Below are 18,614 nucleotides of genomic sequence, written 5' to 3'. Positions count from 1 at the left end.
GGGTGCGCTGTGTCAGGCGGGGGCGATGCCGAGCATCGACAGCAGCATGCGGCATTCGTCGGCGTCTTCGGCGTGTGCCGCGACGACCTTCTGTGCCTGGCGGGCGGTCTCGTCGGCAAGCGGCTCGAGTTCGTCGTCGGCGATGTCGTTGGCGGTGCTCTTCGCGGCCATAATGGGTTCGTCCTCCCGGTTTCCCTGCGCTCTACCTGCGAGTGATCAATACTATCGGGCGCCGGCGCACGGCCGATGAACTAGCGACGCGTAACACCCCGCCCCGGTGCCGTGTCGTGGCGGTCCCGTTACCGTGGGGCAGTACACGATCGACCCCGCAGAGAGGTTTCTTTCATGCCACTGGCCACGGTGAACGGCATCGCACTGAACTATCAGGTCAAGGGCGACCGTACCAAGGGCACCGACGTCAAGGGCGGTGGTCCGCTGGTGGTGTTGATCATGGGAACGGGCTCGCCGGGCCGGGTGTGGGAGCTGCATCAGGTTCCCGCGCTGGTCGCGGCCGGTTACCGGGTCTGCGTGTTCGACAACCGCGGGATCGCGCCGTCGTTCGAGGCCGCGGGCGGGATGCGGATCGAGGAGTTGGTCGCTGATACCGCCGCGCTCATCGAGTTCCTCGACGAGGGCCCCGCGCTGGTCGCGGGCACGTCGATGGGTGCGCGGGTGGCGCAGGAGCTGGCGCTCGCCCGGCCGGATCTGGTGCGCAAGGCCGTGTTCATGGCCGGACACGGCAGGCTGGATCAGTTCCAGAAGACATTGTCGGCCGGTGAGCAGGAGCTCGACGCCTCGGCGGTGAAGCTGCCCGCGAAATTCGAGGCGGCGTTGAGCGCGGTGATGAATCTGTCGCCCGCGACGATGGCCGATACCAACGCGGCGCGCGACTGGCTCGATCTGTTCGAGTTCAGCGTGGGGACGCCCTCGGCCGGTGTCCGTGCCCAGCGAGCGATGGATCACGAATTCGATCGGGTCGCCGCGTATCGTTCGATTACGGTGCCCTGCTTGGCAATTGGGTTCGCCGATGATCGGATGATCCCGCCGTACCTCTCGCGCGAGGTCGCCGAGGCCATTCCCGGCGCCCGCTACCAGGAGATCCCGGATACCGGTCACTACGGCTACCTGGAGCGACCCGAGGCGATCAACAAGATCTTGCTCGACTTCTTCGCCGCCTGACCGCCCTGACCGGGGCAGCATCGGGTAACTCCCTACCAGTAACGTATGCCTTGCTAGGGTCGACACAACGCTCGTGGCTTCGCGGCCGCGCAGTGATCCTGTACACAGCGCCAGTATCCAGTGAGGTGAAATGAGCACCAACCCCTTCGACGACGAGGACGGCCGCTTCTTCGTTCTGGTCAACGATGAAGAGCAGCACTCCCTGTGGCCCGCGTTCGCGGAGGTCCCGGCGGGCTGGCGTGTCGTGTTCGGCGAAGAAAGCCGGGCAGCGTGCGTCGAGTACGTCGAGAAGAACTGGACCGACATGCGGCCCAAGAGCCTGCGTGACGCGATGGCCGCCGACGACGCAGCCCGCGCCCAGTCCTGATCTCCTCCGCCACCGCGTGACACCCGTCCGGTGTCGCGCGGTTGGCGTGCGCGGCTAAGATAGTCGCGCACCACCCGCCTCCTTAGCTCAGTGGTAGAGCACCGCTCTTGTAAAGCGAAGGTCGTCAGTTCAATCCTGACAGGGGGCTCATCTCGCAAGAATGGCTCTGGCCCAGGTCAGAGCCTTTCTTGCGCGCTAGACGCCTTCGGATCGAAGGCGTTTGGACTCACTCTGTTCCAGCCGTTCGGCCACGGCGTCCAAATCGTCATCGAACAAGTCGGCGTAGGCATCCAGCGTCATTGCTGTCGATTTGTGCCCCAGCATCTTCTGGACGGCCTTCACGTTCGCCCCGCCGACACGGCCAGTGAGGCGACGGTGTGCCGCAAGTCGTCACGGCCCTTGCTCTTGCAAACCGCCGCCATTTCATCGGCCACGAATTTCGGAATCGGAACGGTGCGATTGGTATGGCCCTTCAATGAGCCGACGACAACGGGCGGTGCCGACCATCGGCGCATTCTCGGTCATGCGGCGACGCAGGAGATCAATGTCGCGCACTCGCAGCTCAGCCAGCTCACCCCAGAGCAGCCCGTAAACCTCACAGGCGCGGACCTGAGCCGCGCGTACCTAAGCGACGCGCGATTGGATGGCGCAGACCTCAGTGGGGCGAACCTTCCCGCTGCACTGTCGCCAAGCAACGGCCTCTATCGCGTGAACTGGCCTGACAGAACCGATTGGTGCCACGACACCGCGGAGACCCGCGCACGCTCCATTGATCGAAGCCCTGGACATTACGTACTTAAGCCGAACGGTTAAGGGGAACGCGGTGGCGGTTGCGCCGCCTGCTTGCTGGCTTCGGCGCGTCGTTGGACAGCTGCGGCAACCTGGCGATGTGCGTCCTCGAGCGCCAACTTCTCGTACTCCGAGCGGAACCGTCTTTCCTTCTCGGCGCTGATCAGAATGTCTGCCTGGGCTTGCACTCGCCTAATCAGTGCTTCCTGAGCGATCGCCCCTCGCCTCAAGCCTTCTCGCGCGAGCCTATTATTGGCCCGCTCCAATCTCGCTTGCTCTCGCCTCTTTGCCTCCTCTCTGAGCCAGGCTGCCCGCTCCCGCTGGCGTCGGGACTCCCGCACCCGTACCTGCTCTGGAGACAGTGGAGGTTGGGCGCGGGTGGTGAACTCTCGCAGCGCCCGTACGGCTCTCGGGTGCGCGCCTGGTGTTAGCAGGTAGTTCTTGCGAGGTCGACGCCCCTCCTTCACGGCATCGATGGCTTCGACCTGCCCGGCAATCCAGCCAGCCTCTTCCAGGCGGCTGAGAATTGGATACAGCGTGCCGCTGGCCAGATCGAGGCGTTTCATCAGGTCGAACCCGTACTGCGGCTCAGGAGTGTTGACCACGAATTCGCGCAGTACGACCACAGTCCACAGCGTCATCCGGATGTCGCGCACCGTGCCCTACCTCCTGCTAATACCGACCGGCGTCGGGCGCTGGGTCGGCAGCTATGACGCTGGATTATCCTGCGCCACAGTTGACTTCGACGCGTGAACAAGCCGCATCGACTTGACAGAAGCGGCACTTGCATGAGCCGAAAACCTGCCAATAACCCAGCATTCTAGAGTCTTTGACCATCCACTATATAGGTATTCTACATAGGGTCTGACCTGGCACTCTCCATGGCCAGTGGCGTAGATCACTTGACGCCCATAAGGGCTGAGCAGAGACTAAAGGCCTTGCCAGCCAGTTTGGGCGTAAAGTTCTCGAACCGCCACTCTTTGTTGTGATGCATGTCACATGAGGGTGGCCGAGGCTGGGGGCAACTAGAAAGGCCCGAATCGCGTTGGTGCGGCTACACCTAGCGACCCGGGCCTCAAACCGAGAGTGTTACTGACGAGCTGCGTTCAGCAGAGCGGCAATCACGTACAGAAACATCGCGACCGACCTGGCCGACTCGGCCAGGTCGGTCCGGTTTGCGGAGTCCAACACCAACGAGATGGCGTCGAGCGCCGTTCCGGCGGCGGTGCATTGCTGCTCCGCCCACTCCGCCCATTCCGGTCCACCCCCCGAAGGGGAGGCACCATTCTGGACAGGGACCTCATCAGGACACATCGTGAACCTCATTCACTCGGTGACCGCCCGACCGGTTTGACCGGACGGCAGGTCCCCCCCGCGGGCGGGGGCCTTCCGAGATCGCGCGTGATGATGCCTTGATCTACGAGATCACCGTTAACCCTAAGCGCCAGAACCCAAGACCCAGAATGTGATACAGGACACTTTCCAATCGGGAATTCGGAGATCATGCATGCGCGCACCACGTAAACGGCTGGCAACCAGGGCATTTCGCCCAATCAAGTGACCAGTTACGCCGCAGTGAAACCTCTAAGCTACCCATCGGTAGAAATAGACACGCCCGATAACATACCGAACCACCTCGTTTTACAGGGCGAAACCGCGCTCCCACAACGGATCGCGACCACTGGGCAGACCTCGATTGAGTCACCGCCGCAGTCGGCGACGGCGTACTCGCCACCGGAGTCAGGGCGTCGGATCAGCTGTGCAGCCTTCACTTCGCCGTGGACGGTGGCCAGGCTGACCTAACGACGCGTGAGATCTCGCGCAGCGATTGCCCTTCCGCATGCCGCGCCAGAATCACGCGACGTTTGTCGTCTAAACCACCCGAGGCCAACCACCTTTGCGTCCACGCCGAGCCGCGGCGTCCAAGCCGTCGCGGGTCTTGCGGGCGATGTCGCGGCATCGGCCCTCGCGGAGGGCCAGGTCGAGGATGAGGCTGCGCTCAGTGTGGTCGTCAGCGGCGATGCCGTGCAGGACCTTGACCGAGATGCCCTGCTGGAAAATATCGTTGAGCATGATCAGGCCCTCGAGCAGGTTGCGGCCGAGCCGGTCTACGACCTCGGAGTTCGCGCCAGCGGTCATCTGATCACCTTGCCCAGAGCACCGGCCGGGACGTGCTGTTCGGCGTAGCGTGGACGAGTCGGCAAGGCCACGCGGGGGAATCCAGATGAACAGCATGGAGGACGAATTCCTGGACTTACTAGGGGAGTTGAAACGTATCGGGCCCGGCCCAGATCGCCAGTGCCTGGAGCAGATACCAACGATCCTGAGCCCGCAGCGCAGTACACTCGCCGACTGGAATCCGCGCGACGAGAACGTCATTGCCAGGCCCCAACGTGAGAATCAGCGCGGCTACGAACGCGGCCGCTAACAGCCTGAGAATGCAGGCAGGGGCCCGTAATCCTGCGGAGGACGGAGTGCGCTCGCGATGTATTCGGTGCTGGACCAGCACATTACCGGAACTATCCAGGTTCGCCTGAGCGGGCGGATAGGGTCGGTGGATGGTGCCCCTGTCTCATGCGGCGGCATTCGTGGTTGCCGCGTTCGTCATCATCGTGATCCCGGGTCCGAATGTGCTGTTCGCTATCGGGCGGGCACTCACCCTGGGGCGCAGGCAGGCGATTCTGTCGGTGATCGGCGCGGTGGCCGGCTCGGCCGTTCCGCTGGTCGCGGTGGCCTTCGGGCTGGGAGCGGTGCTGATGGCTTCGTCCGCGCTGTTCCTGATCGTGAAGGTCGCCGGCGCCGGTTACCTCGTCTACTTGGGCGTCGTGACGATTCGGGATCGGAAGAAATTGGTGACGGCGCTCGAAGCGGAGGTGCCGAACACCACGGGTCGGCGGGTGCTGTGGCAGGGCTTCGTTGTCGGCGCGACAAATCCCAAGACGATGGTGTTCTTCGGTGCGGTCCTGCCGCAGTTCACGGTGCCGGAAGCGGGCGCACTGCCCGCTCAGTTACTGGTACTCGGCGCGATCTTCCTCGTGATTCAGACAGCTTCGGACAGCGCGTGGGCGTTGCTCGCGGGCACCGTGCGGACGTGGTTCGCTCGATCTCCGCGCCGACTGGAGGCGGGCGGCAGCGTGGGTGGGGCGATGATCATCGGAGTGGGTGGCAGCGTGGCGTTCTCCGGGGCCAACTGAACGGTGCGGTGGCGTTATGGGTGGTCGTAGATTCCGTGGTCGCCGATTCGTCGCCAGACCAGGATCGGCTCGCTCTCGTTCGTCTTCTCCAGGTGGAACGTGGCCCTACCGTCCGGTGAGGTGAAATTCCACGTGAGTGAGTAGACCTCGCAGTTGCTCAGTTTGTGAATCCGCAGGCGTGTCGGCCAGGGTGGTGAGCCCGCGAACGCTCCGGCGTCGATGGCCGGCAGGAAGTGTGAGCGTAGGGCTTGCTGAAACATGCGTTGATGTTCAGCGGGCAGACGTCGCAGATCTCGATCGAACGATGCAAGCGTCCGGTATTTCACTCCACGGCCTCGCTGGGACCCGACGCCAGAGTGTCGAGGTGCGCCAAGAACGATTCGGCGTTGTCGAAAGTGGTGTGTCGCCCAGCCTCGACATCGGCTTCGGCCTCGCGTTCAGCGGCCTGGTGGCCCTCGTTCCAGAACCAGATCTCATCGACGGGGACCGGCAATGTGGGTCGAAGCTCGATCACGCCGTCGTCGCGTTCGGTGATTTCCAGCTGCGCACCTGGCTCGTCCAGCCGGTACTTCTTCCGGAGCTCGGCGGGCAGCGCGACCGTGCCACGTCCCTGGATTGCCGCGTATCCGCGAAAATTGCCCATCGCCCCACTATCCCCTCGAGCAGTAAAGCCGTCAAGCAGCAAAGCTGCTATTCCGAAAGTTGTGGAACTCGTGGGCCGATGCGCCCATTTCGGAGAAGATTCGGGGGATCTCGTCGAGAGTTGTCGTATCCGGGTCGGCCCGTTCGTGGTGTGGGTAGAGGCGGCCGATCGGCGGCCACCGACGAAGGGAGATCGTCATGACTCAGTACCTGCTTTCCGTTGTTGTCGAGCCGAGTGTTTATGACATTCCGCAGGAGGAGGCGCAGCCGCAGTACGAGGCGACGGGAAGGTTCAACGACGAGCTCCAGGCCGAAGGGGTGTGGGTGTTCGCCGGTGGGCTCGGGCGGATCGATGAGGCGACCACGGTCGACAACACCGGTGCTGATGTGGTTGTCACCGACGGGCCGTATGCCGAGACCAAGGAATGCCTCGGCGGATTCTGGGTCGTGGAGGTGCCCGACCTCGATGCCGCGCTGAAGATCGCCGCCAGGGCGTCGAAGGTCTGCGAGCAGAAGATCGAGATCAGGACGTTCGACGGCGCATGAGTGACGACACTCGCGCCCGGATCGATCGGATCTATCGCGAGGAGTACGGCCGGGTGGTCGCCTCGCTCGCCCGGCGTTTCGGCGATCTCGACATCGCCGAGGACGCTGCGGGCGAGGCCCTGCTCACCGCCATCGAACGGTGGCCGGTCGACGGCATACCGCCCAACCCGGGCGGCTGGCTGACGAAGACCGCGGGTAACCGCGCGATCGACCGGATCCGCCGGGAATCACTGCGCGACGCGAAACACCAGGCAGCCATGATCATCGACGTTCACACACCGCACGAACCGACCGGACCGATCAACGACGACCGTCTCCGGCTCGTCTTCACTTGTTGCCATCCGGCATTGGCGCCGGAGGCGCGAGTCGCGCTGACACTGCGCCTGCTCGGCGGGCTCACCGTCGGCGAGATCGCTCGTGCGTTTCTCGTTGCCGAAACGACCATGGCACAACGCATCACCCGCGCCAAGGCCAAGATCAAAGCCGCGCACATCCCGTTCCGCGTGCCCGATCGCGATGACGTCACCGATCGGCTCGGCGGTGTGCTGGAGGTCGTCTATCTCATCTTCAACGAGGGGTATCTGGCAGGCGCGCAATCTGTTCGGGTCGACCTGACGGCGGAGGCCGTTCGGCTCGGCCGCATCATGCGCGATCTGCTGCCCGATGACGGCGAGGTTGCCGGGTTGCTCGCGCTGATGTTGCTCATCGACGCCCGCAGCGCGGCACGTTTCGCGGGCGGGGAGCTGGTGACGCTCGACGAGCAGGACCGCGGCGGCTGGGACCACACCCTCATCGCCGAGGGACACGCGCTGGTACGCGAATGCCTGCGCCGGGTCGCGGCAGGCGGCGTCCCACCTGGTCGCTATCAGATCATGGCGGCGATCAACGCGGTCCACACCGACGCGGCCGACCCCCGCGACACCGACTGGAACCAGATCGTCGCCCTCTACGACCAGCTCTACACCGTCACCCCGACCCCGATCGTCGCCCTCAACCGCGCCGTCGCCATCGCCGAACTCGATGGTCCGAATGTCGCGCTGGCACAGATAGATGCGCTGCCGCTCGACGGGTACCACGCTTGGCACGCCGCCCGCGCCGATCTGCTCCGCAGGTTGGGGCGCAGCGCCGAGGCGAGATCCGCCTACGACGCCGCGATCGCCGCCACCCAGAATCCGGCCGAACGCGCGTACCTGACTAGGAGGCGCGAGCATCTTGTGTAGAAGGGTCCATCCAGGGACCGGCGCGCATAGCTGGCATGGACTCGCATGGTCATCGCGGCCCGTTCGTGTTGAGGTAGAGGAGAGGGCCGTCGCCGAACGTGCCCTGTTCGTTCATCGCCAGCAGTGCCGCCATGGCCTTGGCGGTATAGACGGGTTCGAGATCCAGGCGCTCGTGGTCGGCTGACAAGGATTGGGCGCGTTCGCCTTCCGGGGTGGGGTGGCCGTAGCCGCTACCGAGCCAGTCGGTGACGATGTCGATGTCCTCGACTCGCGGTTCGAGATCGGCGAGATCCGCGCCTCGCTGACGCAGCAGTCGCGCGGTACGGCGGGCGAGCCGGGTGATCGTCGCCGGGTCCAACCGCAGCGTGTCGTTGACGACGACACCGACCGGCCTGGTAGTCAAACCCGCCATCCGCAAACCGAGCTGTAGCCCCGCGATTGTGCCGCCGGATCCGACGGCGGTCACGAGGTGGGTGGGCTCGGGTAGCTCGCCGCGATGTACTTGTCCGGCCAATTCGAGCGCGGCCTCGACGTAGCCGAGGACACCGACCGGCGAGGATCCGCCCGGCGGCAGGAAGTAGGGCAGATGCCCGACGCTGGTGTGCCGGGCGAGCAGCATCGGCGCGGTGAGGACGGTCCGCGTCTTCGAATGCGTGAAATAGAGTGCGGCACCGCTGTTCTCGAGTCGGCGCAGCTGTGCGCGGACGTGCTCGTCCACGGGCTGGTCGACGAGGGCGAGAGCTGTGCCGAGTCCGTGGTCGCGGGCGTACAGGGCGACTGCCAGTCCCCAGTTCGTACCCAATCCGCCGACGGTCACAATGGTCCGGGAGCCGCGCCGGTGTGCGTCGGGGAGAATCCATTCCAGCTTGCGGACTTTGTTGCCACCCCACCCGCCGTCACCGAATGCGCTGTCGTCCTTGAGCCAGACCGGCGTGCCGCCGGCAGGCAGCGCATCGAGCCGGCGGACCGGCGTCGGGCCGGAGCTCAGTCCGATATGCGGCAGGGTTTCACGCAGGCGTGGAAAGCGTTGGTGCAGAAGCGGAGTGTTCATCGGCCGATATCGTGGAAACAGTCGCCGGTCCGTGGGCGCAGCACATTTTCCTCCTCGGATTCGGTCTGCCCACCGTATCGAATCTGCTGCGCGCGGCCATAGAAATCGCCGCCCACGATCCGGCTAACTGACGAGCGCTACGGCACGTAGAGGTCTGCGCCGGAGCACTGCATGGTCTGGCCCGCGGACAGGCCGGAGGTGCCTACCGCGCCGGTCAGGCGGACCGTGCCCCAGCCGGTGTTCACGTCGAAGCGGGGCATGTCGCCGCCGACGGTGCCGTCCTGGGCGACGACGCCGGATTCGCCGGTGTCGAGGTTGGTCCAGTTGACGGTCGCGTGGTAGCCGAAGGGGCCGAAGTTCGAATCGCCGCGGGGCTGAATCGAGATGGTGCCGGGACGGTCGTCCGATGAGGTCGCCACCAGTGACAGATAGAACGGATACAGGTGGAAGTTCGCGTTCGAACCGAGGCACTGAATCTTCGCCTCGCGTACCTCCGCCGACGCTGTGCCTACCCCGAGTAGGGATATCGCGACGACGGTGGTGAGTCCAACGGTCAAACGCATCTGCGAAACCTTCCGATAGGAACGAACCGGAGCCCAGTACATCGTTTCCTGAGCGAAAGAACAAGGGCGCTCGCCGACGCCGGTCCACGGCCAGAGCCGAAAGAACTTCGCCGAGACCTGTCGTATTCGCCCGGTCCTGTTCGTGGAACCGAGGAGAGGCGGCAACGGGCTGCCCACACCACACAGGAGTACGACATGACCACCTCCGCTTACGCCGCGCCCACTGTCGCCAGCAGCTCCGCCTTCTGGCGCCCGGCCGTACTGGCGGCCGTCGGCGCCGCGGCCGCGACAACGGCCGTAGCCGCCGTCGCCCACGCCGCCGGCGTTTCCCTCGCGATCGAAGGCGAACAGATCCCACTCGCCGGATTCACCCAGCTCACCTTGATCTTCGCCGCGATCGGCATCCTTTTCGCCGCCGCCCTGCGCAAGTGGGCCCGAAACCCCCGCACGGTGTTCGTACGCACCACGATCGCACTGACCGCGCTCTCGCTCGTTCCCGATCTGATCGTGAACGCGGCCGCCGACACCAAGCTCACCCTGATGCTCACCCACCTCGTCGCCGCCGCGATCGTCATTCCGGCGGTCGCCACCCGGCTCGATGCCTAGCGTCGGTTGGGTACTTCGTGAGCGGCCATAGCGAACTGGGCTACAGCGGAGATCGTGTGCAGACACCCCGGGCTGTACACGATTTCCGCTGTGAATGTTTCCACCAGCGCTGTTGGCTACCAGGCTGATTGGCGGGTGCCGGCTGTGGCTTTCTGGATCAGGTGTTGGAGGTGGGCTTCGATTCGGTCGGGGGTGGTGGGGGTTACTTCTACTCGTTCGCCTTCTTGGATGAGGTAGCGGCCGTCGTCGGTGTAGTCGACCAGTTGGAGAGTGGTGCCGCCTTCCTGCCAGCCGTCCAGGGCAGGGCCGGTGGCTACGCGGAATTCCGCGTAGGTGGTGAAGGGGCGTTTGAGGAATTTGAGGGCTTGTTCGGCGGGGGTGCGGTGGCGGGCGTAGGGGTCGGGGGTGGTGGTGAAGTCGTCGCGGTGGACGTTGAAGCCGCCGGTGGTGCCCGCGGGAGTTTTCGGGAGGATGGCCAGCAGGCGGGTGACGATGGCGTGCGCCGGACGCAGGGTGATCAGGATGTTGCCGCCCTGGCCGTATTCGGGACCGGGGAGCTGGGCGGCGACAACGCCGTTGCTCGCCTCGGTGGTCGCGCAGGCACGGACCATCCGGGTGCGGCCGTCGAAGCGGTGCCCGAACAGTTCCACCCGGATTTCGGGGTGCGCGAGGGCGTGTAGGGCGTGGTACAGCGATTCGTCGGTGCCCATCTTGGCGATCAGCGAATCCGCGGCACGACGGCATTCCCGATCGAACTCGACCTGCGTTTCGACACCTGCCGTGAAGGTGAGGGGCCAGGGCATACGGTCGCGGCCGAGCGTTTCCCAGGCGACCCAGAATTCGAACGGGGTCAGCTCCCAGGTGTCGGTCATGCGTCGCCGCCGATCACCGGCGGGACGTGCAGGCGTTCGGGGCCGAGCAGTTCTTCGTGGACGCCGCGCAAGTAGTCGGGAGCCTGGTGCTCGTTCTCGTCGTCCTTGCCGCCGCCACGTGCGCCGGGGGCGCCCATTCCACCCATGCCCGACATCCCCGAGCGGCCCGACGACGCACCGGAACCCGCGCCCGCGCCCGCACCGGCGCCTTGCTTCTGACCGGCGGTCCCGGGGACTGCCGCACCGGGTGTGCCCGCGCCTGCTCCGGCACCAGCGCCCGCACCCGCTCCGCCGCCGGAGCCGAGTCCGCTGGGGGACGTGCCGGCCGGGGTCGTGCCCGGGGTGGTGCCTGACGGGCTCGTGGTGGTGGGGGTTTCCGGGGTTGTCGTGGCGGCCGTGGTCTCGTCGCCGGTGCTGTCGTCAGTGGTCTGGTCGTCGGTGGTGTCGTCGTCACCGGGGTCGGTGGTGGTGGGGGTTTCCGGCTCCGTGGTGGACGGGGTGGTGTCGTCGGTGCCCGGCTTGGTGGTGGTGCCGGTGGGCTTGTCGGTGGTGGTGCCCGTCGGCTTGTCCTTGGTGGTGTCGCCGGTCGGCTTGTCGGACTGGGGTTTCGATGGCTCGGGAACCTTCGGGACCTGGGTGTCGGACTGTTGCGCGACTGGCTTGTAGACGGTCTCCATCACCTGGCGAGCTGCGGCTTGGGCGGCATCGGAGCGGCCAGCGCTGGTGCTGTCCATGAGGAGGGAAGCTGCGGTGCCGCTGCCGGGCACGATCGAAGATGCGAGCGCGGAAAAGACGATTCCGCCTACGGTGCTGCTCTGCTTGTCGGACTCGTGGGGGACCGAGTACTTCACCTGATTGAAGCCGGAGTAAGCCTCTTCCATCTTGTTGCCGATCAGGGAGGCAGCCTGGTCGACCTTGTGCACGTCGGCGAGATAGCTTTTGGTGCTCGCCAGCGCTTGACTCGCTGCGCTTCCCGACCAGCCCCTCTCCATTTCCTTCTGGATACTGTCGTGGAAGGCAGTGGCTTTCGCCGTGGTGTCGGTTGCCAACTGCCGCCAGGCTTGAACGCTGGTGCTCATCGTCTCAGGGCTGATCGACTCGACAAATTTCATGATGTCCGAATGGCTCATGGTGAGGAACGATTCTAGAACGGGCGGCACGACCTGCGGTGTGAACTCGCCGGAAAATCCGTTGGCAAGGCTGGAATTCTCGGCGTAGATGCGGGACCGTGCGCTGTTGCCCGCAGCCTGGGCGTCTAGCTCGGACTGCGTGGCGGAGATATCGGAATCGAACAATGAGCCGATTCGGTCACCAATTCTGGACGGGCTCGACGCTGTCAATGCAACGCTGCCCAGTTTGCTCATGAAATCTGAAAAGGTCATTTATCCCCCCGGATTCAGTCTACTTTGTTGGTCTGTTGTTTGATAGCGAGCTGAGTGGCTTCGTCGCAGTTCTTGTATGCGGCACCGGCTTTGCGGTACATGTCGGCCATGGCTGCTAGCACTTCTTGATGGAGGCGGATGGCATCGGAGTAGGAACCGGTGCCAGGGCCACCGATTGCAAGGTCTGCAAACTTCTGCCCGAGCTTAGTTGCTGAGCCCAAGCTGCCGAAAGACCCGACATTGACCATGCTCTGCGTCCGAGACTTCAGTCGGTCCAGGTCGGAAATGTAGTTATCGCAATGCTTCGCGCATCTCTCGGCGGTGTCGAATTCGATCACCAGCCTGCCTGCGGCGGCTTCGCCGGCTAGCGTCTGAAATTTTTTTGTGAGCTCGTGAGGATCGGCCATTTCGTATATCTCCAGTGTGGATACGGTCGTCGCTAGCGGGGGATTGATGAAGCGAAATGAGATGCCGCATCATTCACCCAAACGCAAGGGTCGGTGGTCGAGTTACTGCTCGAGGCTTTGCTTGCCGTCAAGGTGACCCGTCCCTGGCTCGTGTCGAAGGCGATTTCGCATTCTTCCGGAGGGTTGATCGTGCCCAAGTAGAACTGCAAGGCCGGCCTGCCGCTGACCGTTACATCATGAAAATCGCGAAAATATTGGTTCTCGCGAAATTGTTGCAGCGTATTTGTCGTGGAAAAGAACGAAATGAAGTGATCTCCTGCTCGCCAGCTGCAGCCCTTCCAGTCTGGTCGCGGTACCGAGAAGGGGTTGTCGTCCTTCGTTGCAGGATCGGCCCCCGCCGCCTGCAACACACTGTCCGACACCGTGCACGGATCGAACAGCTGCTCCTTGGTCAGCGGAGCCCCGCTGGCCTCGGGCTGCCCGTCGACCGCTGTGGAACATCCGGTGAGCGCCACTACAGCGCACACCCCGGCGGCAAAGCCAACCAGTCGCATCGTCTCTCCTCTTTCGCACACAACGACCACTCGATGTCTTAGACGCGCGCCCGGTCGTTTCGGTTCCATCCAGGGCAGAACTCGGGCAGAACTCAGGCCGGGACGTTCGCTCCGTGGCCGAGGTCGCGGAGGGCGGCCTTGATCTTGGTCTGGGCTTCGTCGAGGGATTCGGGGGTGGGGTCGGTGTTCGCGCCCGAGATGTCGAAGTCGCCCATGGTGTAGGCGGGGAAGACGTGGGTGTGCAGGTGGGGGACCTCGAGGCCGGCGATGAGCAGGCCGGCGCGGGGGGCGTCGAAGGCGACGCGGACGGCCTGGCCGATCTTCTGGGCGACGCCCATCATCCGGGCCATCACGGCGGGATCCACGTCTTGCCACTGGTCGATCTCCGCGCGCGGGACGACGAGGGTGTGGCCCTGGGTGACGGGGCCGATGGTGAGGAAGCCGACGAACTCGTCGTCTTCCCAGACGAAGCGGCCGGGGATCTGACCTGCGATGATCGCGCTGAAGACGGATGCCATACCGGTGAGCGTAGCTAGATCGACACGAAATGCGACAGGATGCCCTGCACCTCGTAGATGTCGACCTGACGGTTGAAACGCTGCTTGACCGGCTCGTCGCCGCTGCCGATCCAGATGTAGAGCTCGGCGTCGAGGTCGAAGGTGCCCGCGGTCTCGACGGTGAAGTGGCTGATCGACCGGTAGGGGATGCTGTGGTAGCTGACCTTGCGGCCGGTGACGCCCTGTTTGTCGACCATGATCAGGCGGCGATTGGTGAACAGCATCGCGTCACGGACCAGGATGAACGCGGCGTACACCTGCTCGCCCTGCCCGAACAGCTTCGCGTATTCCTGCTGGGCGGCGGCCGGATCTATGCGACCGGCATTGCCCATCATCCCGTCGAGCAGGCCCATGGCATTCCCCTGTTTCGGTGGCGGCTGCCGCGCCACGCCTGGTCCCATTGTGGCGCAATCGAACCCGAGCCGCGAGGGCCGAGCCGCATCGCGACGGCCCGAAGCGCCCTCGTGGGGGTGACGATCGCGCTATCCGATCGCGGACCTTGTATCGGAACGGGGCGTGCGAAGTACGCGCGAAGTACGCGACTAATCTATGGCCGTGCGCGTACTCGTCATCGGTTCCGGAGCCCGTGAACATGCCCTCGTCCTGGCGTTGCGCCGGGATCCGTCCGTGACGGCGGTGATTGCCGCCCCGGGCAACCCCGGCATCGGCCAGCACGCCGAGCTACGCCCGGTCGATCCCTGCTCCGCCGACGACGTCGCCGCGCTGGCCGGCGAAGTGGCCGCCGACCTGGTGGTGATCGGCCCTGAGGTGCCGCTGGTGCTCGGCGTCGCCGACGTCGTGCGCGCGGCCGGGTTCCCGGTGTTCGGCCCGTCGGCCGATGCGGCGCGGATCGAAGGGTCCAAGGCGTTCGCCAAGGATGTGATGGCGGTGGCCGGGGTGCGGACCGCGCACAGCGAGATCGTCGACACTCCGGCCGAGCTGGACGCGGCGCTCGACCGCTTCGGCCCGACCTGGGTGGTCAAGGACGACGGGCTCGCCGCGGGCAAGGGCGTGGTGGTGACCGCCGACCGGCGCGCGGCGCGCGATCACGGCGCCGAACTGCTCGAACAGGGACATCCGGTGCTGCTGGAGTCGTTCCTCGACGGGCCGGAGGTGTCGCTGTTCTGCCTGGTCGACGGCGAGACCGTGATTCCGCTGCTGCCCGCACAGGACCACAAGCGGGTCGGCGACGGCGATTCCGGCCCGAACACCGGCGGCATGGGCGCTTACACGCCGCTGCCGTGGCTGCCCGCGGAGACGCTGAACGAGATCGTCGACGACGTGGTGAAGCCCGTCGCCGCCGAGCTCGTCGCGCGGGGCAGCTCGTTCTCGGGCCTGCTGTACGCGGGTCTGGCGATCGGTACGAACGGCCCGGCTGTCGTCGAATTCAATTGCCGCTTCGGTGATCCCGAGACCCAAGCCGTGCTCGCGCTGCTGGACAGCCCGTTCGCCGAACTCCTGTACGCCACCGCCACCGGGCGCCTCGCCGAGGTCGACGCACCGCGCTGGAAGGACGGTTCCGCGATCACCGTCGTGCTCGCCGCCGAGAACTACCCGGCGCGACCGCGCACCGGCGATGTGATCACCGGTGCCGATGACGGCGCGCTGGAGGGCGAAACCCTGGTGCTGCACGCCGGTACGGGTCAGCGCGAGGACAAGGCGCTGGTGTCGGCGGGCGGGCGTGTGCTCAACGTGGTCGGTGTCGGCGCGGACCTCGCGCAGGCGCGGGAGCGGGCCTATGCGCGACTCGCGGGAATCAAGCTGCCCGGCAGTCACTTCCGGACCGATATCGGCGCGACCGAAGTTGTTGTTCCGGAACGCAACAGCGTCGCGGGGTAATGCCCGCGATCGGTGATCAGCGGTGTGTGACCGCTGATCACCATCGAGCGGGAAGCGGTGGCTGAGCGCGCAGGCGCAACGCCCGCGCCGATCAGGCGGTGAGATCGAGGATCTGGGCGTTCGGAGCATTCGTCTGAATGGAGGCGATTCCCTTCTTGGCGCCTTCCTTGCTTTCGTAACCCTGACTTTCGAGGACGATTTCGCCGTTACCGGCCTTCAGGTGGAAACGGAACTTTCCCGCCTTGTCCTTGAATACCTCGAACTTGCCTGCCATGGTGGCCTCGCTTCGGTTCGGAGGAAAACACTCGACAGGTCTCACATTAACGTTCTCGTGATGTCGGTGGTCTCGACGCGATGTCAATCGAGACGCAATCCATGCATCGCGAGCCAGGCCTGCGGATCCACATGCTGACCGTTTTGCACGATTTCGAAATGCAGGTGCGGGCCGGTGGAATCGCCGCGATTGCCGATGCGCGCGATCTGCATTCCGGCGGGGACACGCTCGCCCTGGGAGACGAAGAAGTCGTACATGTGACCGTAGATGCTGATGGTGCCGTCGTCGTGGCGGATACGGACCCACAGGCCGAAACCCTGCGCCGGACCCGCTTCCACCACCGTGCCGTCGGCGACGGCGTAGATGGGGCTGCCGATGGGGCCCGCGATGTCGATGCCGCGGTGCATGGTGCCCCAGCGGGAGCCGAAACCGGAGGTGAACGCACCCTTCGCGGGCAGGCTGAATCCGCCGACGGACGGGGTCGAGCCGGGCACCGGCACCATCGCGCCGCGGACCACCGGGGCGCGCTGGCCCATCCAGTCCTGCCATTCGCCCGATGCCGCGGCCGCCGCCTCCGCCTTCGCGCGTTCGAGGGTGGCGCGGGCCGCCGCGGCGACCACGTGCGCTTCGCGGCGCTTCTCACCTGCGGCGATGGCATCGAGCATGGGGGTCACCGACTGGGGGTTGGGCAGGAGCTGTGGGGGATAGGCGATGGCCACGTGGAGTGCTTCGCCCGGGGCGAGCGGACGCTCGTCGACGGCGCCGCCGAACTGCCCGTCGGCCGCCACGAACACCGCGACCGCGAGCACGCCCGCGATGAGCACGCGCCGTTCGAACAGGACCGCCCGCACCCGCTCGCGACTGGGCCTGCGCGCCCACATCCCCTCGGCCTGTGCCTTCGGCCGCCGCCAGAAAACCTTGCGCACCTCACCGCTGCGCAGCTCGCCCGCGATCTCGCCGACCACCGGATACCGGGCGGCCCACTCGGCCATCCGATCGCGGGCGGCGATTTTCGACGGCAGCTGCTCACGCCAATTCGCCTGCAAGATACGGCCGTTGACGCTGACGGCCCGACGTTTCGCGGTGTTGCCGGATGGCGCCGTTTCGGCGGAGTCCTGTCGCGAGCTGTCGGCGGCGAGCTGTCCGGATTCGGTGTCCACGCTCTCCTCGGAGGTGCCCGCCCGCACGTCCCGTGCCGTCCCTGTCCGCTTCATCCCGCCCCCGCGCCCCGGCCCCGACGTGACCACAGAGGTCGCGTCGGTGGCTGCGTATTCGCTGTCGGAGCCATTGTGCCGACCATATCTGTGAACGCCCGCAATCGGGTGCTCTACCGTCTCTCGGGTGTCCAGAGAATCGCGCCGGTCGGCCATTGCCCCTTTCTACGTCATGGATGTGTGGAAAGCGGCCGCTGAACGCGCCAGGTCGCACGGCGATGTGCTGGTGCTCGCGGCGGGACAGCCGTCCACGCAGGCGCCCGCGCCGGTGCTGCGGGCCACCAGGGCGGCGATCGATCACGAATTGCTGGGCTACACCGAGACATTCGGCATCCTGCCGCTGCGCGAGGCCATCGCGGGGCATCACAGCGAGACCTACGGCTACGACGTGCACCCGGACGAGGTGGTGGTGACGACCGGGTCGTCGGGCGCGTTCACGCTGATCTTCCTGGCCGCCTTCGACGCGGGCGACACCGTGGTAGTGGCGCGGCCCGGCTATCCCGCCTACCGCAACACGCTGTCCGCGCTCGGCTGCGAGGTCGTCGAACTGGACTGCGGCCCGCAGACCAGATTCCAGCCGACCGTGGCGATGCTGGAGGCCCTGCCCGAACCGCCCGCCGGTCTGGTGGTGGCCAGCCCGGCCAACCCGACCGGCACCATGATCGACCCCGCCGAACTCGCCGCGCTGGCCCGGTGGTGCGAACAGCACGGCACGCTGCTGATCTCCGACGAGATCTATCACGGCATCACCTACGCGGGCGCGAGCACGCCGACCTCTTCGGCGTGGGAGTTCTCCCGCGAGTCGGTGGTGATCGGTTCGGTGTCGAAGTACTTCTCGATGACCGGCTGGCGGCTGGGCTGGATGCTGGCCCCGGCCGACCTGCGCCCGGCGCTGCAGCGGCTGGCGTCGAATATGACGGTATGCCCGCCGGCCATCTCCCAGTACGCGGCCGTGCACGCCTTCGGGCCGGAAGCCAAGGATGAGCTGGACGGGCATGTGCGCCGGTACGCGCGCAACCGGGCGCTGCTCCTGGAGGGTCTGCCCGCGATCGGAATCACCGATCTCGCGCCCGCCGACGGCGCCTTCTACGCCTACGCCGATATTGGTCATCTGACCGATAATTCCCGCGCCTGGTGCGCCGAGGTGCTCACCGAAACCGGCGTCGCGCTGGCGCCCGGACTCGATTTCGACACCACAAATGGAAACCACACGGTCCGTTTTTCCTTCGCAGGTGCCACCGACGACATCGCCGCAGCACTGGAGCGTCTGGGACGGTTCCTGAAGGGCTGATCTGGACACTTGTCAACAGTGATGTGCGACAACAACTTTGCGTAGTACGAACACATCTGTGCCGGGA

At 65.6% G+C, this 18,614-nt stretch carries 25 protein-coding genes and 1 tRNA gene; 11 read left to right on the top strand and 15 right to left on the bottom strand.

The window, feature by feature from the left end; genetic code table 11:
* Nucleotides 1–12: 12 nt before the first annotated feature.
* Nucleotides 13–171: a hypothetical protein gene (locus ACFULV_RS18430; RefSeq protein WP_165610244.1), complete on the bottom strand. Its 159-nt coding sequence runs from the start codon at nucleotides 169–171 to the stop codon at nucleotides 13–15.
* 174 nt (nucleotides 172–345) lie between these two features.
* On the opposite strand from ACFULV_RS18430, the gene ACFULV_RS18425 reads away from it, so the two are divergent.
* The 3 genes from ACFULV_RS18425 to ACFULV_RS18415 all read left to right on the top strand — a co-directional run bounded on the left by ACFULV_RS18425 (nucleotide 346) and on the right by ACFULV_RS18415 (nucleotide 1,694).
* Nucleotides 346–1,179: an alpha/beta fold hydrolase gene (locus ACFULV_RS18425; RefSeq protein WP_378658113.1), complete on the top strand. Its 834-nt coding sequence runs from the start codon at nucleotides 346–348 to the stop codon at nucleotides 1,177–1,179.
* Nucleotides 1,180–1,309: 130 nt separating this feature from the next.
* Nucleotides 1,310–1,546, top strand: coding sequence for an MbtH family protein (locus tag ACFULV_RS18420; protein ID WP_022565839.1), 237 nt, complete (start codon nucleotides 1,310–1,312; stop codon nucleotides 1,544–1,546).
* Nucleotides 1,547–1,622: 76 nt separating this feature from the next.
* A tRNA-Thr gene (locus ACFULV_RS18415) sits at nucleotides 1,623–1,694 on the top strand.
* A 47-nt stretch (nucleotides 1,695–1,741) separates the two neighbouring features.
* On the opposite strand, the gene ACFULV_RS18410 is transcribed toward ACFULV_RS18415, so the two are convergent.
* Nucleotides 1,742–1,888 (bottom strand): hypothetical protein, encoded by a 147-nt coding sequence (locus ACFULV_RS18410; protein WP_378658217.1) that lies wholly within the window; start codon nucleotides 1,886–1,888, stop codon nucleotides 1,742–1,744.
* Here ACFULV_RS18410 and ACFULV_RS18405 point away from each other — a divergent pair.
* On the top strand, nucleotides 1,859–2,359 hold the full coding sequence (locus ACFULV_RS18405; protein WP_378658110.1) for a pentapeptide repeat-containing protein: 501 nt from the start codon (nucleotides 1,859–1,861) through the stop codon (nucleotides 2,357–2,359). The genes ACFULV_RS18410 and ACFULV_RS18405 overlap by 30 nt on opposite strands.
* On the opposite strand, the gene ACFULV_RS18400 is transcribed toward ACFULV_RS18405, so the two are convergent.
* A complete protein-coding gene (locus tag ACFULV_RS18400) occupies nucleotides 2,356–2,991 on the bottom strand; it encodes a helix-turn-helix transcriptional regulator (protein ID WP_378658108.1) in 636 nt (211 codons plus the stop codon). The two genes, ACFULV_RS18405 and ACFULV_RS18400, sit on opposite strands and share 4 nt — an antisense overlap.
* A gap of 1,216 nt (nucleotides 2,992–4,207) precedes the next feature.
* Nucleotides 4,208–4,474: a recombinase family protein gene (locus ACFULV_RS18395; RefSeq protein WP_378658105.1), complete on the bottom strand. Its 267-nt coding sequence runs from the start codon at nucleotides 4,472–4,474 to the stop codon at nucleotides 4,208–4,210.
* A gap of 85 nt (nucleotides 4,475–4,559) precedes the next feature.
* Between ACFULV_RS18395 and ACFULV_RS18390 the strand changes: the two genes are divergently transcribed.
* Nucleotides 4,560–4,763: a hypothetical protein gene (locus ACFULV_RS18390; RefSeq protein ID WP_378658103.1), complete on the top strand. Its 204-nt coding sequence runs from the start codon at nucleotides 4,560–4,562 to the stop codon at nucleotides 4,761–4,763.
* A gap of 130 nt (nucleotides 4,764–4,893) precedes the next feature.
* Nucleotides 4,894–5,529 (top strand): LysE family translocator, encoded by a 636-nt coding sequence (locus tag ACFULV_RS18385; protein ID WP_378658101.1) that lies wholly within the window; start codon nucleotides 4,894–4,896, stop codon nucleotides 5,527–5,529.
* Nucleotides 5,530–5,851: 322 nt separating this feature from the next.
* Here ACFULV_RS18385 and ACFULV_RS18380 read toward each other — a convergent pair whose 3' ends face one another.
* Nucleotides 5,852–6,172, bottom strand: coding sequence for an AbrB/MazE/SpoVT family DNA-binding domain-containing protein (locus tag ACFULV_RS18380; protein ID WP_378658098.1), 321 nt, complete (start codon nucleotides 6,170–6,172; stop codon nucleotides 5,852–5,854).
* 197 nt (nucleotides 6,173–6,369) lie between these two features.
* Between ACFULV_RS18380 and ACFULV_RS18375 the strand changes: the two genes are divergently transcribed.
* Together ACFULV_RS18375 and ACFULV_RS18370 are read left to right on the top strand one after the other, a co-directional pair.
* A complete protein-coding gene (locus tag ACFULV_RS18375; protein WP_378631709.1) occupies nucleotides 6,370–6,717 on the top strand; it encodes a YciI family protein in 348 nt (115 codons plus the stop codon).
* Entirely contained in the window at nucleotides 6,714–7,937 is a 1,224-nt protein-coding gene (locus ACFULV_RS18370; protein ID WP_378658096.1) for an RNA polymerase sigma factor, read from the top strand. The genes ACFULV_RS18375 and ACFULV_RS18370 overlap by 4 nt, the downstream gene beginning before the upstream one ends.
* Before the next feature lie 49 nt (nucleotides 7,938–7,986).
* Here ACFULV_RS18370 and ACFULV_RS18365 read toward each other — a convergent pair whose 3' ends face one another.
* Both ACFULV_RS18365 and ACFULV_RS18360 read right to left on the bottom strand, forming a co-directional pair.
* Complete coding sequence (locus tag ACFULV_RS18365) at nucleotides 7,987–8,988, bottom strand: 1-aminocyclopropane-1-carboxylate deaminase/D-cysteine desulfhydrase (protein WP_378658094.1); 1,002 nt, start codon at nucleotides 8,986–8,988, stop codon at nucleotides 7,987–7,989.
* 137 nt (nucleotides 8,989–9,125) lie between these two features.
* On the bottom strand, nucleotides 9,126–9,551 hold the full coding sequence (locus ACFULV_RS18360) for a hypothetical protein (RefSeq protein ID WP_378658093.1): 426 nt from the start codon (nucleotides 9,549–9,551) through the stop codon (nucleotides 9,126–9,128).
* A gap of 195 nt (nucleotides 9,552–9,746) precedes the next feature.
* On the opposite strand from ACFULV_RS18360, the gene ACFULV_RS18355 reads away from it, so the two are divergent.
* Nucleotides 9,747–10,157, top strand: a complete 411-nt coding sequence (locus tag ACFULV_RS18355; RefSeq protein WP_378658090.1) for a DUF6069 family protein — start codon at nucleotides 9,747–9,749, stop codon at nucleotides 10,155–10,157.
* A 116-nt stretch (nucleotides 10,158–10,273) separates the two neighbouring features.
* Here the strand turns inward: ACFULV_RS18355 and ACFULV_RS18350 are convergent, their stop codons facing one another.
* From ACFULV_RS18350 to ACFULV_RS18325, 6 genes are all read right to left on the bottom strand, one after another.
* On the bottom strand, nucleotides 10,274–11,029 hold the full coding sequence (locus tag ACFULV_RS18350) for an ESX secretion-associated protein EspG (RefSeq protein WP_378658088.1): 756 nt from the start codon (nucleotides 11,027–11,029) through the stop codon (nucleotides 10,274–10,276).
* Complete coding sequence (locus tag ACFULV_RS18345) at nucleotides 11,026–12,108, bottom strand: hypothetical protein (protein ID WP_378658086.1); 1,083 nt, start codon at nucleotides 12,106–12,108, stop codon at nucleotides 11,026–11,028. Before ACFULV_RS18345 ends, ACFULV_RS18350 begins: the two co-directional genes overlap by 4 nt.
* A gap of 317 nt (nucleotides 12,109–12,425) precedes the next feature.
* Nucleotides 12,426–12,818 (bottom strand): hypothetical protein, encoded by a 393-nt coding sequence (locus ACFULV_RS18340; RefSeq protein ID WP_378631722.1) that lies wholly within the window; start codon nucleotides 12,816–12,818, stop codon nucleotides 12,426–12,428.
* A gap of 32 nt (nucleotides 12,819–12,850) precedes the next feature.
* The gene (locus tag ACFULV_RS18335) at nucleotides 12,851–13,372 is read right to left on the bottom strand and encodes a DUF3558 domain-containing protein (RefSeq protein ID WP_378658083.1); all 522 of its coding nucleotides are present in this window, start codon (nucleotides 13,370–13,372) and stop codon (nucleotides 12,851–12,853) included.
* A 92-nt stretch (nucleotides 13,373–13,464) separates the two neighbouring features.
* Nucleotides 13,465–13,890 (bottom strand): HIT family protein, encoded by a 426-nt coding sequence (locus ACFULV_RS18330; protein WP_101464615.1) that lies wholly within the window; start codon nucleotides 13,888–13,890, stop codon nucleotides 13,465–13,467.
* A 14-nt stretch (nucleotides 13,891–13,904) separates the two neighbouring features.
* The gene (locus ACFULV_RS18325; protein ID WP_378631726.1) at nucleotides 13,905–14,282 is read right to left on the bottom strand and encodes a PH domain-containing protein; all 378 of its coding nucleotides are present in this window, start codon (nucleotides 14,280–14,282) and stop codon (nucleotides 13,905–13,907) included.
* A 202-nt stretch (nucleotides 14,283–14,484) separates the two neighbouring features.
* Between ACFULV_RS18325 and purD the strand changes: the two genes are divergently transcribed.
* The gene (gene purD, locus ACFULV_RS18320) at nucleotides 14,485–15,768 is read left to right on the top strand and encodes a phosphoribosylamine--glycine ligase (protein WP_378658080.1); all 1,284 of its coding nucleotides are present in this window, start codon (nucleotides 14,485–14,487) and stop codon (nucleotides 15,766–15,768) included.
* A 91-nt stretch (nucleotides 15,769–15,859) separates the two neighbouring features.
* Here purD and ACFULV_RS18315 read toward each other — a convergent pair whose 3' ends face one another.
* Nucleotides 15,860–16,042 (bottom strand): YegP family protein, encoded by a 183-nt coding sequence (locus ACFULV_RS18315; protein WP_378631730.1) that lies wholly within the window; start codon nucleotides 16,040–16,042, stop codon nucleotides 15,860–15,862.
* Nucleotides 16,043–16,125: 83 nt separating this feature from the next.
* A complete protein-coding gene (locus tag ACFULV_RS18310) occupies nucleotides 16,126–17,256 on the bottom strand; it encodes a M23 family metallopeptidase (RefSeq protein ID WP_378658077.1) in 1,131 nt (376 codons plus the stop codon).
* Between the two features lie 127 nt (nucleotides 17,257–17,383).
* Between ACFULV_RS18310 and ACFULV_RS18305 the strand changes: the two genes are divergently transcribed.
* Nucleotides 17,384–18,547: a pyridoxal phosphate-dependent aminotransferase gene (locus ACFULV_RS18305; protein ID WP_378658074.1), complete on the top strand. Its 1,164-nt coding sequence runs from the start codon at nucleotides 17,384–17,386 to the stop codon at nucleotides 18,545–18,547.
* Nucleotides 18,548–18,614 lie beyond the last annotated feature (67 nt).

Source organism: Nocardia sp. NPDC057272 (assembly GCF_042668615.1).
Taxonomy (GTDB): Bacteria; Actinomycetota; Actinomycetes; order Mycobacteriales; family Mycobacteriaceae; genus Nocardia.
Note: the sequence above shows the minus strand (reverse complement) of the source record. Positions and strands in the feature narration are given on the sequence as shown.

Excerpts from the sequence above, each read along its gene's own strand:
- ACFULV_RS18430 (WP_165610244.1), bottom strand. The coding sequence starts at position 171 with ATGGCCGCGAAGAGCACCGCCAACGACATCGCCGACGACGAACTCGAG.
- ACFULV_RS18425 (WP_378658113.1), top strand. The coding sequence starts at position 346 with ATGCCACTGGCCACGGTGAACGGCATCGCACTGAACTATCAGGTCAAG.
- ACFULV_RS18420 (WP_022565839.1), top strand. The coding sequence starts at position 1,310 with ATGAGCACCAACCCCTTCGACGACGAGGACGGCCGCTTCTTCGTTCTG.
- ACFULV_RS18395 (WP_378658105.1), bottom strand. The coding sequence starts at position 4,474 with ATGACCGCTGGCGCGAACTCCGAGGTCGTAGACCGGCTCGGCCGCAAC.
- ACFULV_RS18390 (WP_378658103.1), top strand. The coding sequence starts at position 4,560 with ATGAACAGCATGGAGGACGAATTCCTGGACTTACTAGGGGAGTTGAAA.
- ACFULV_RS18385 (WP_378658101.1), top strand. The coding sequence starts at position 4,894 with ATGGTGCCCCTGTCTCATGCGGCGGCATTCGTGGTTGCCGCGTTCGTC.
- ACFULV_RS18380 (WP_378658098.1), bottom strand. The coding sequence starts at position 6,172 with ATGGGCAATTTTCGCGGATACGCGGCAATCCAGGGACGTGGCACGGTC.
- ACFULV_RS18375 (WP_378631709.1), top strand. The coding sequence starts at position 6,370 with ATGACTCAGTACCTGCTTTCCGTTGTTGTCGAGCCGAGTGTTTATGAC.
- ACFULV_RS18370 (WP_378658096.1), top strand. The coding sequence starts at position 6,714 with ATGAGTGACGACACTCGCGCCCGGATCGATCGGATCTATCGCGAGGAG.
- ACFULV_RS18365 (WP_378658094.1), bottom strand. The coding sequence starts at position 8,988 with ATGAACACTCCGCTTCTGCACCAACGCTTTCCACGCCTGCGTGAAACC.
- ACFULV_RS18360 (WP_378658093.1), bottom strand. The coding sequence starts at position 9,551 with ATGCGTTTGACCGTTGGACTCACCACCGTCGTCGCGATATCCCTACTC.
- ACFULV_RS18355 (WP_378658090.1), top strand. The coding sequence starts at position 9,747 with ATGACCACCTCCGCTTACGCCGCGCCCACTGTCGCCAGCAGCTCCGCC.
- ACFULV_RS18350 (WP_378658088.1), bottom strand. The coding sequence starts at position 11,029 with ATGACCGACACCTGGGAGCTGACCCCGTTCGAATTCTGGGTCGCCTGG.
- ACFULV_RS18345 (WP_378658086.1), bottom strand. The coding sequence starts at position 12,108 with ATGAGCACCAGCGTTCAAGCCTGGCGGCAGTTGGCAACCGACACCACG.
- ACFULV_RS18340 (WP_378631722.1), bottom strand. The coding sequence starts at position 12,818 with ATGGCCGATCCTCACGAGCTCACAAAAAAATTTCAGACGCTAGCCGGC.
- ACFULV_RS18335 (WP_378658083.1), bottom strand. The coding sequence starts at position 13,372 with ATGCGACTGGTTGGCTTTGCCGCCGGGGTGTGCGCTGTAGTGGCGCTC.
- ACFULV_RS18330 (WP_101464615.1), bottom strand. The coding sequence starts at position 13,890 with ATGGCATCCGTCTTCAGCGCGATCATCGCAGGTCAGATCCCCGGCCGC.
- ACFULV_RS18325 (WP_378631726.1), bottom strand. The coding sequence starts at position 14,282 with ATGGGCCTGCTCGACGGGATGATGGGCAATGCCGGTCGCATAGATCCG.
- ACFULV_RS18315 (WP_378631730.1), bottom strand. The coding sequence starts at position 16,042 with ATGGCAGGCAAGTTCGAGGTATTCAAGGACAAGGCGGGAAAGTTCCGT.
- ACFULV_RS18310 (WP_378658077.1), bottom strand. The coding sequence starts at position 17,256 with ATGAAGCGGACAGGGACGGCACGGGACGTGCGGGCGGGCACCTCCGAG.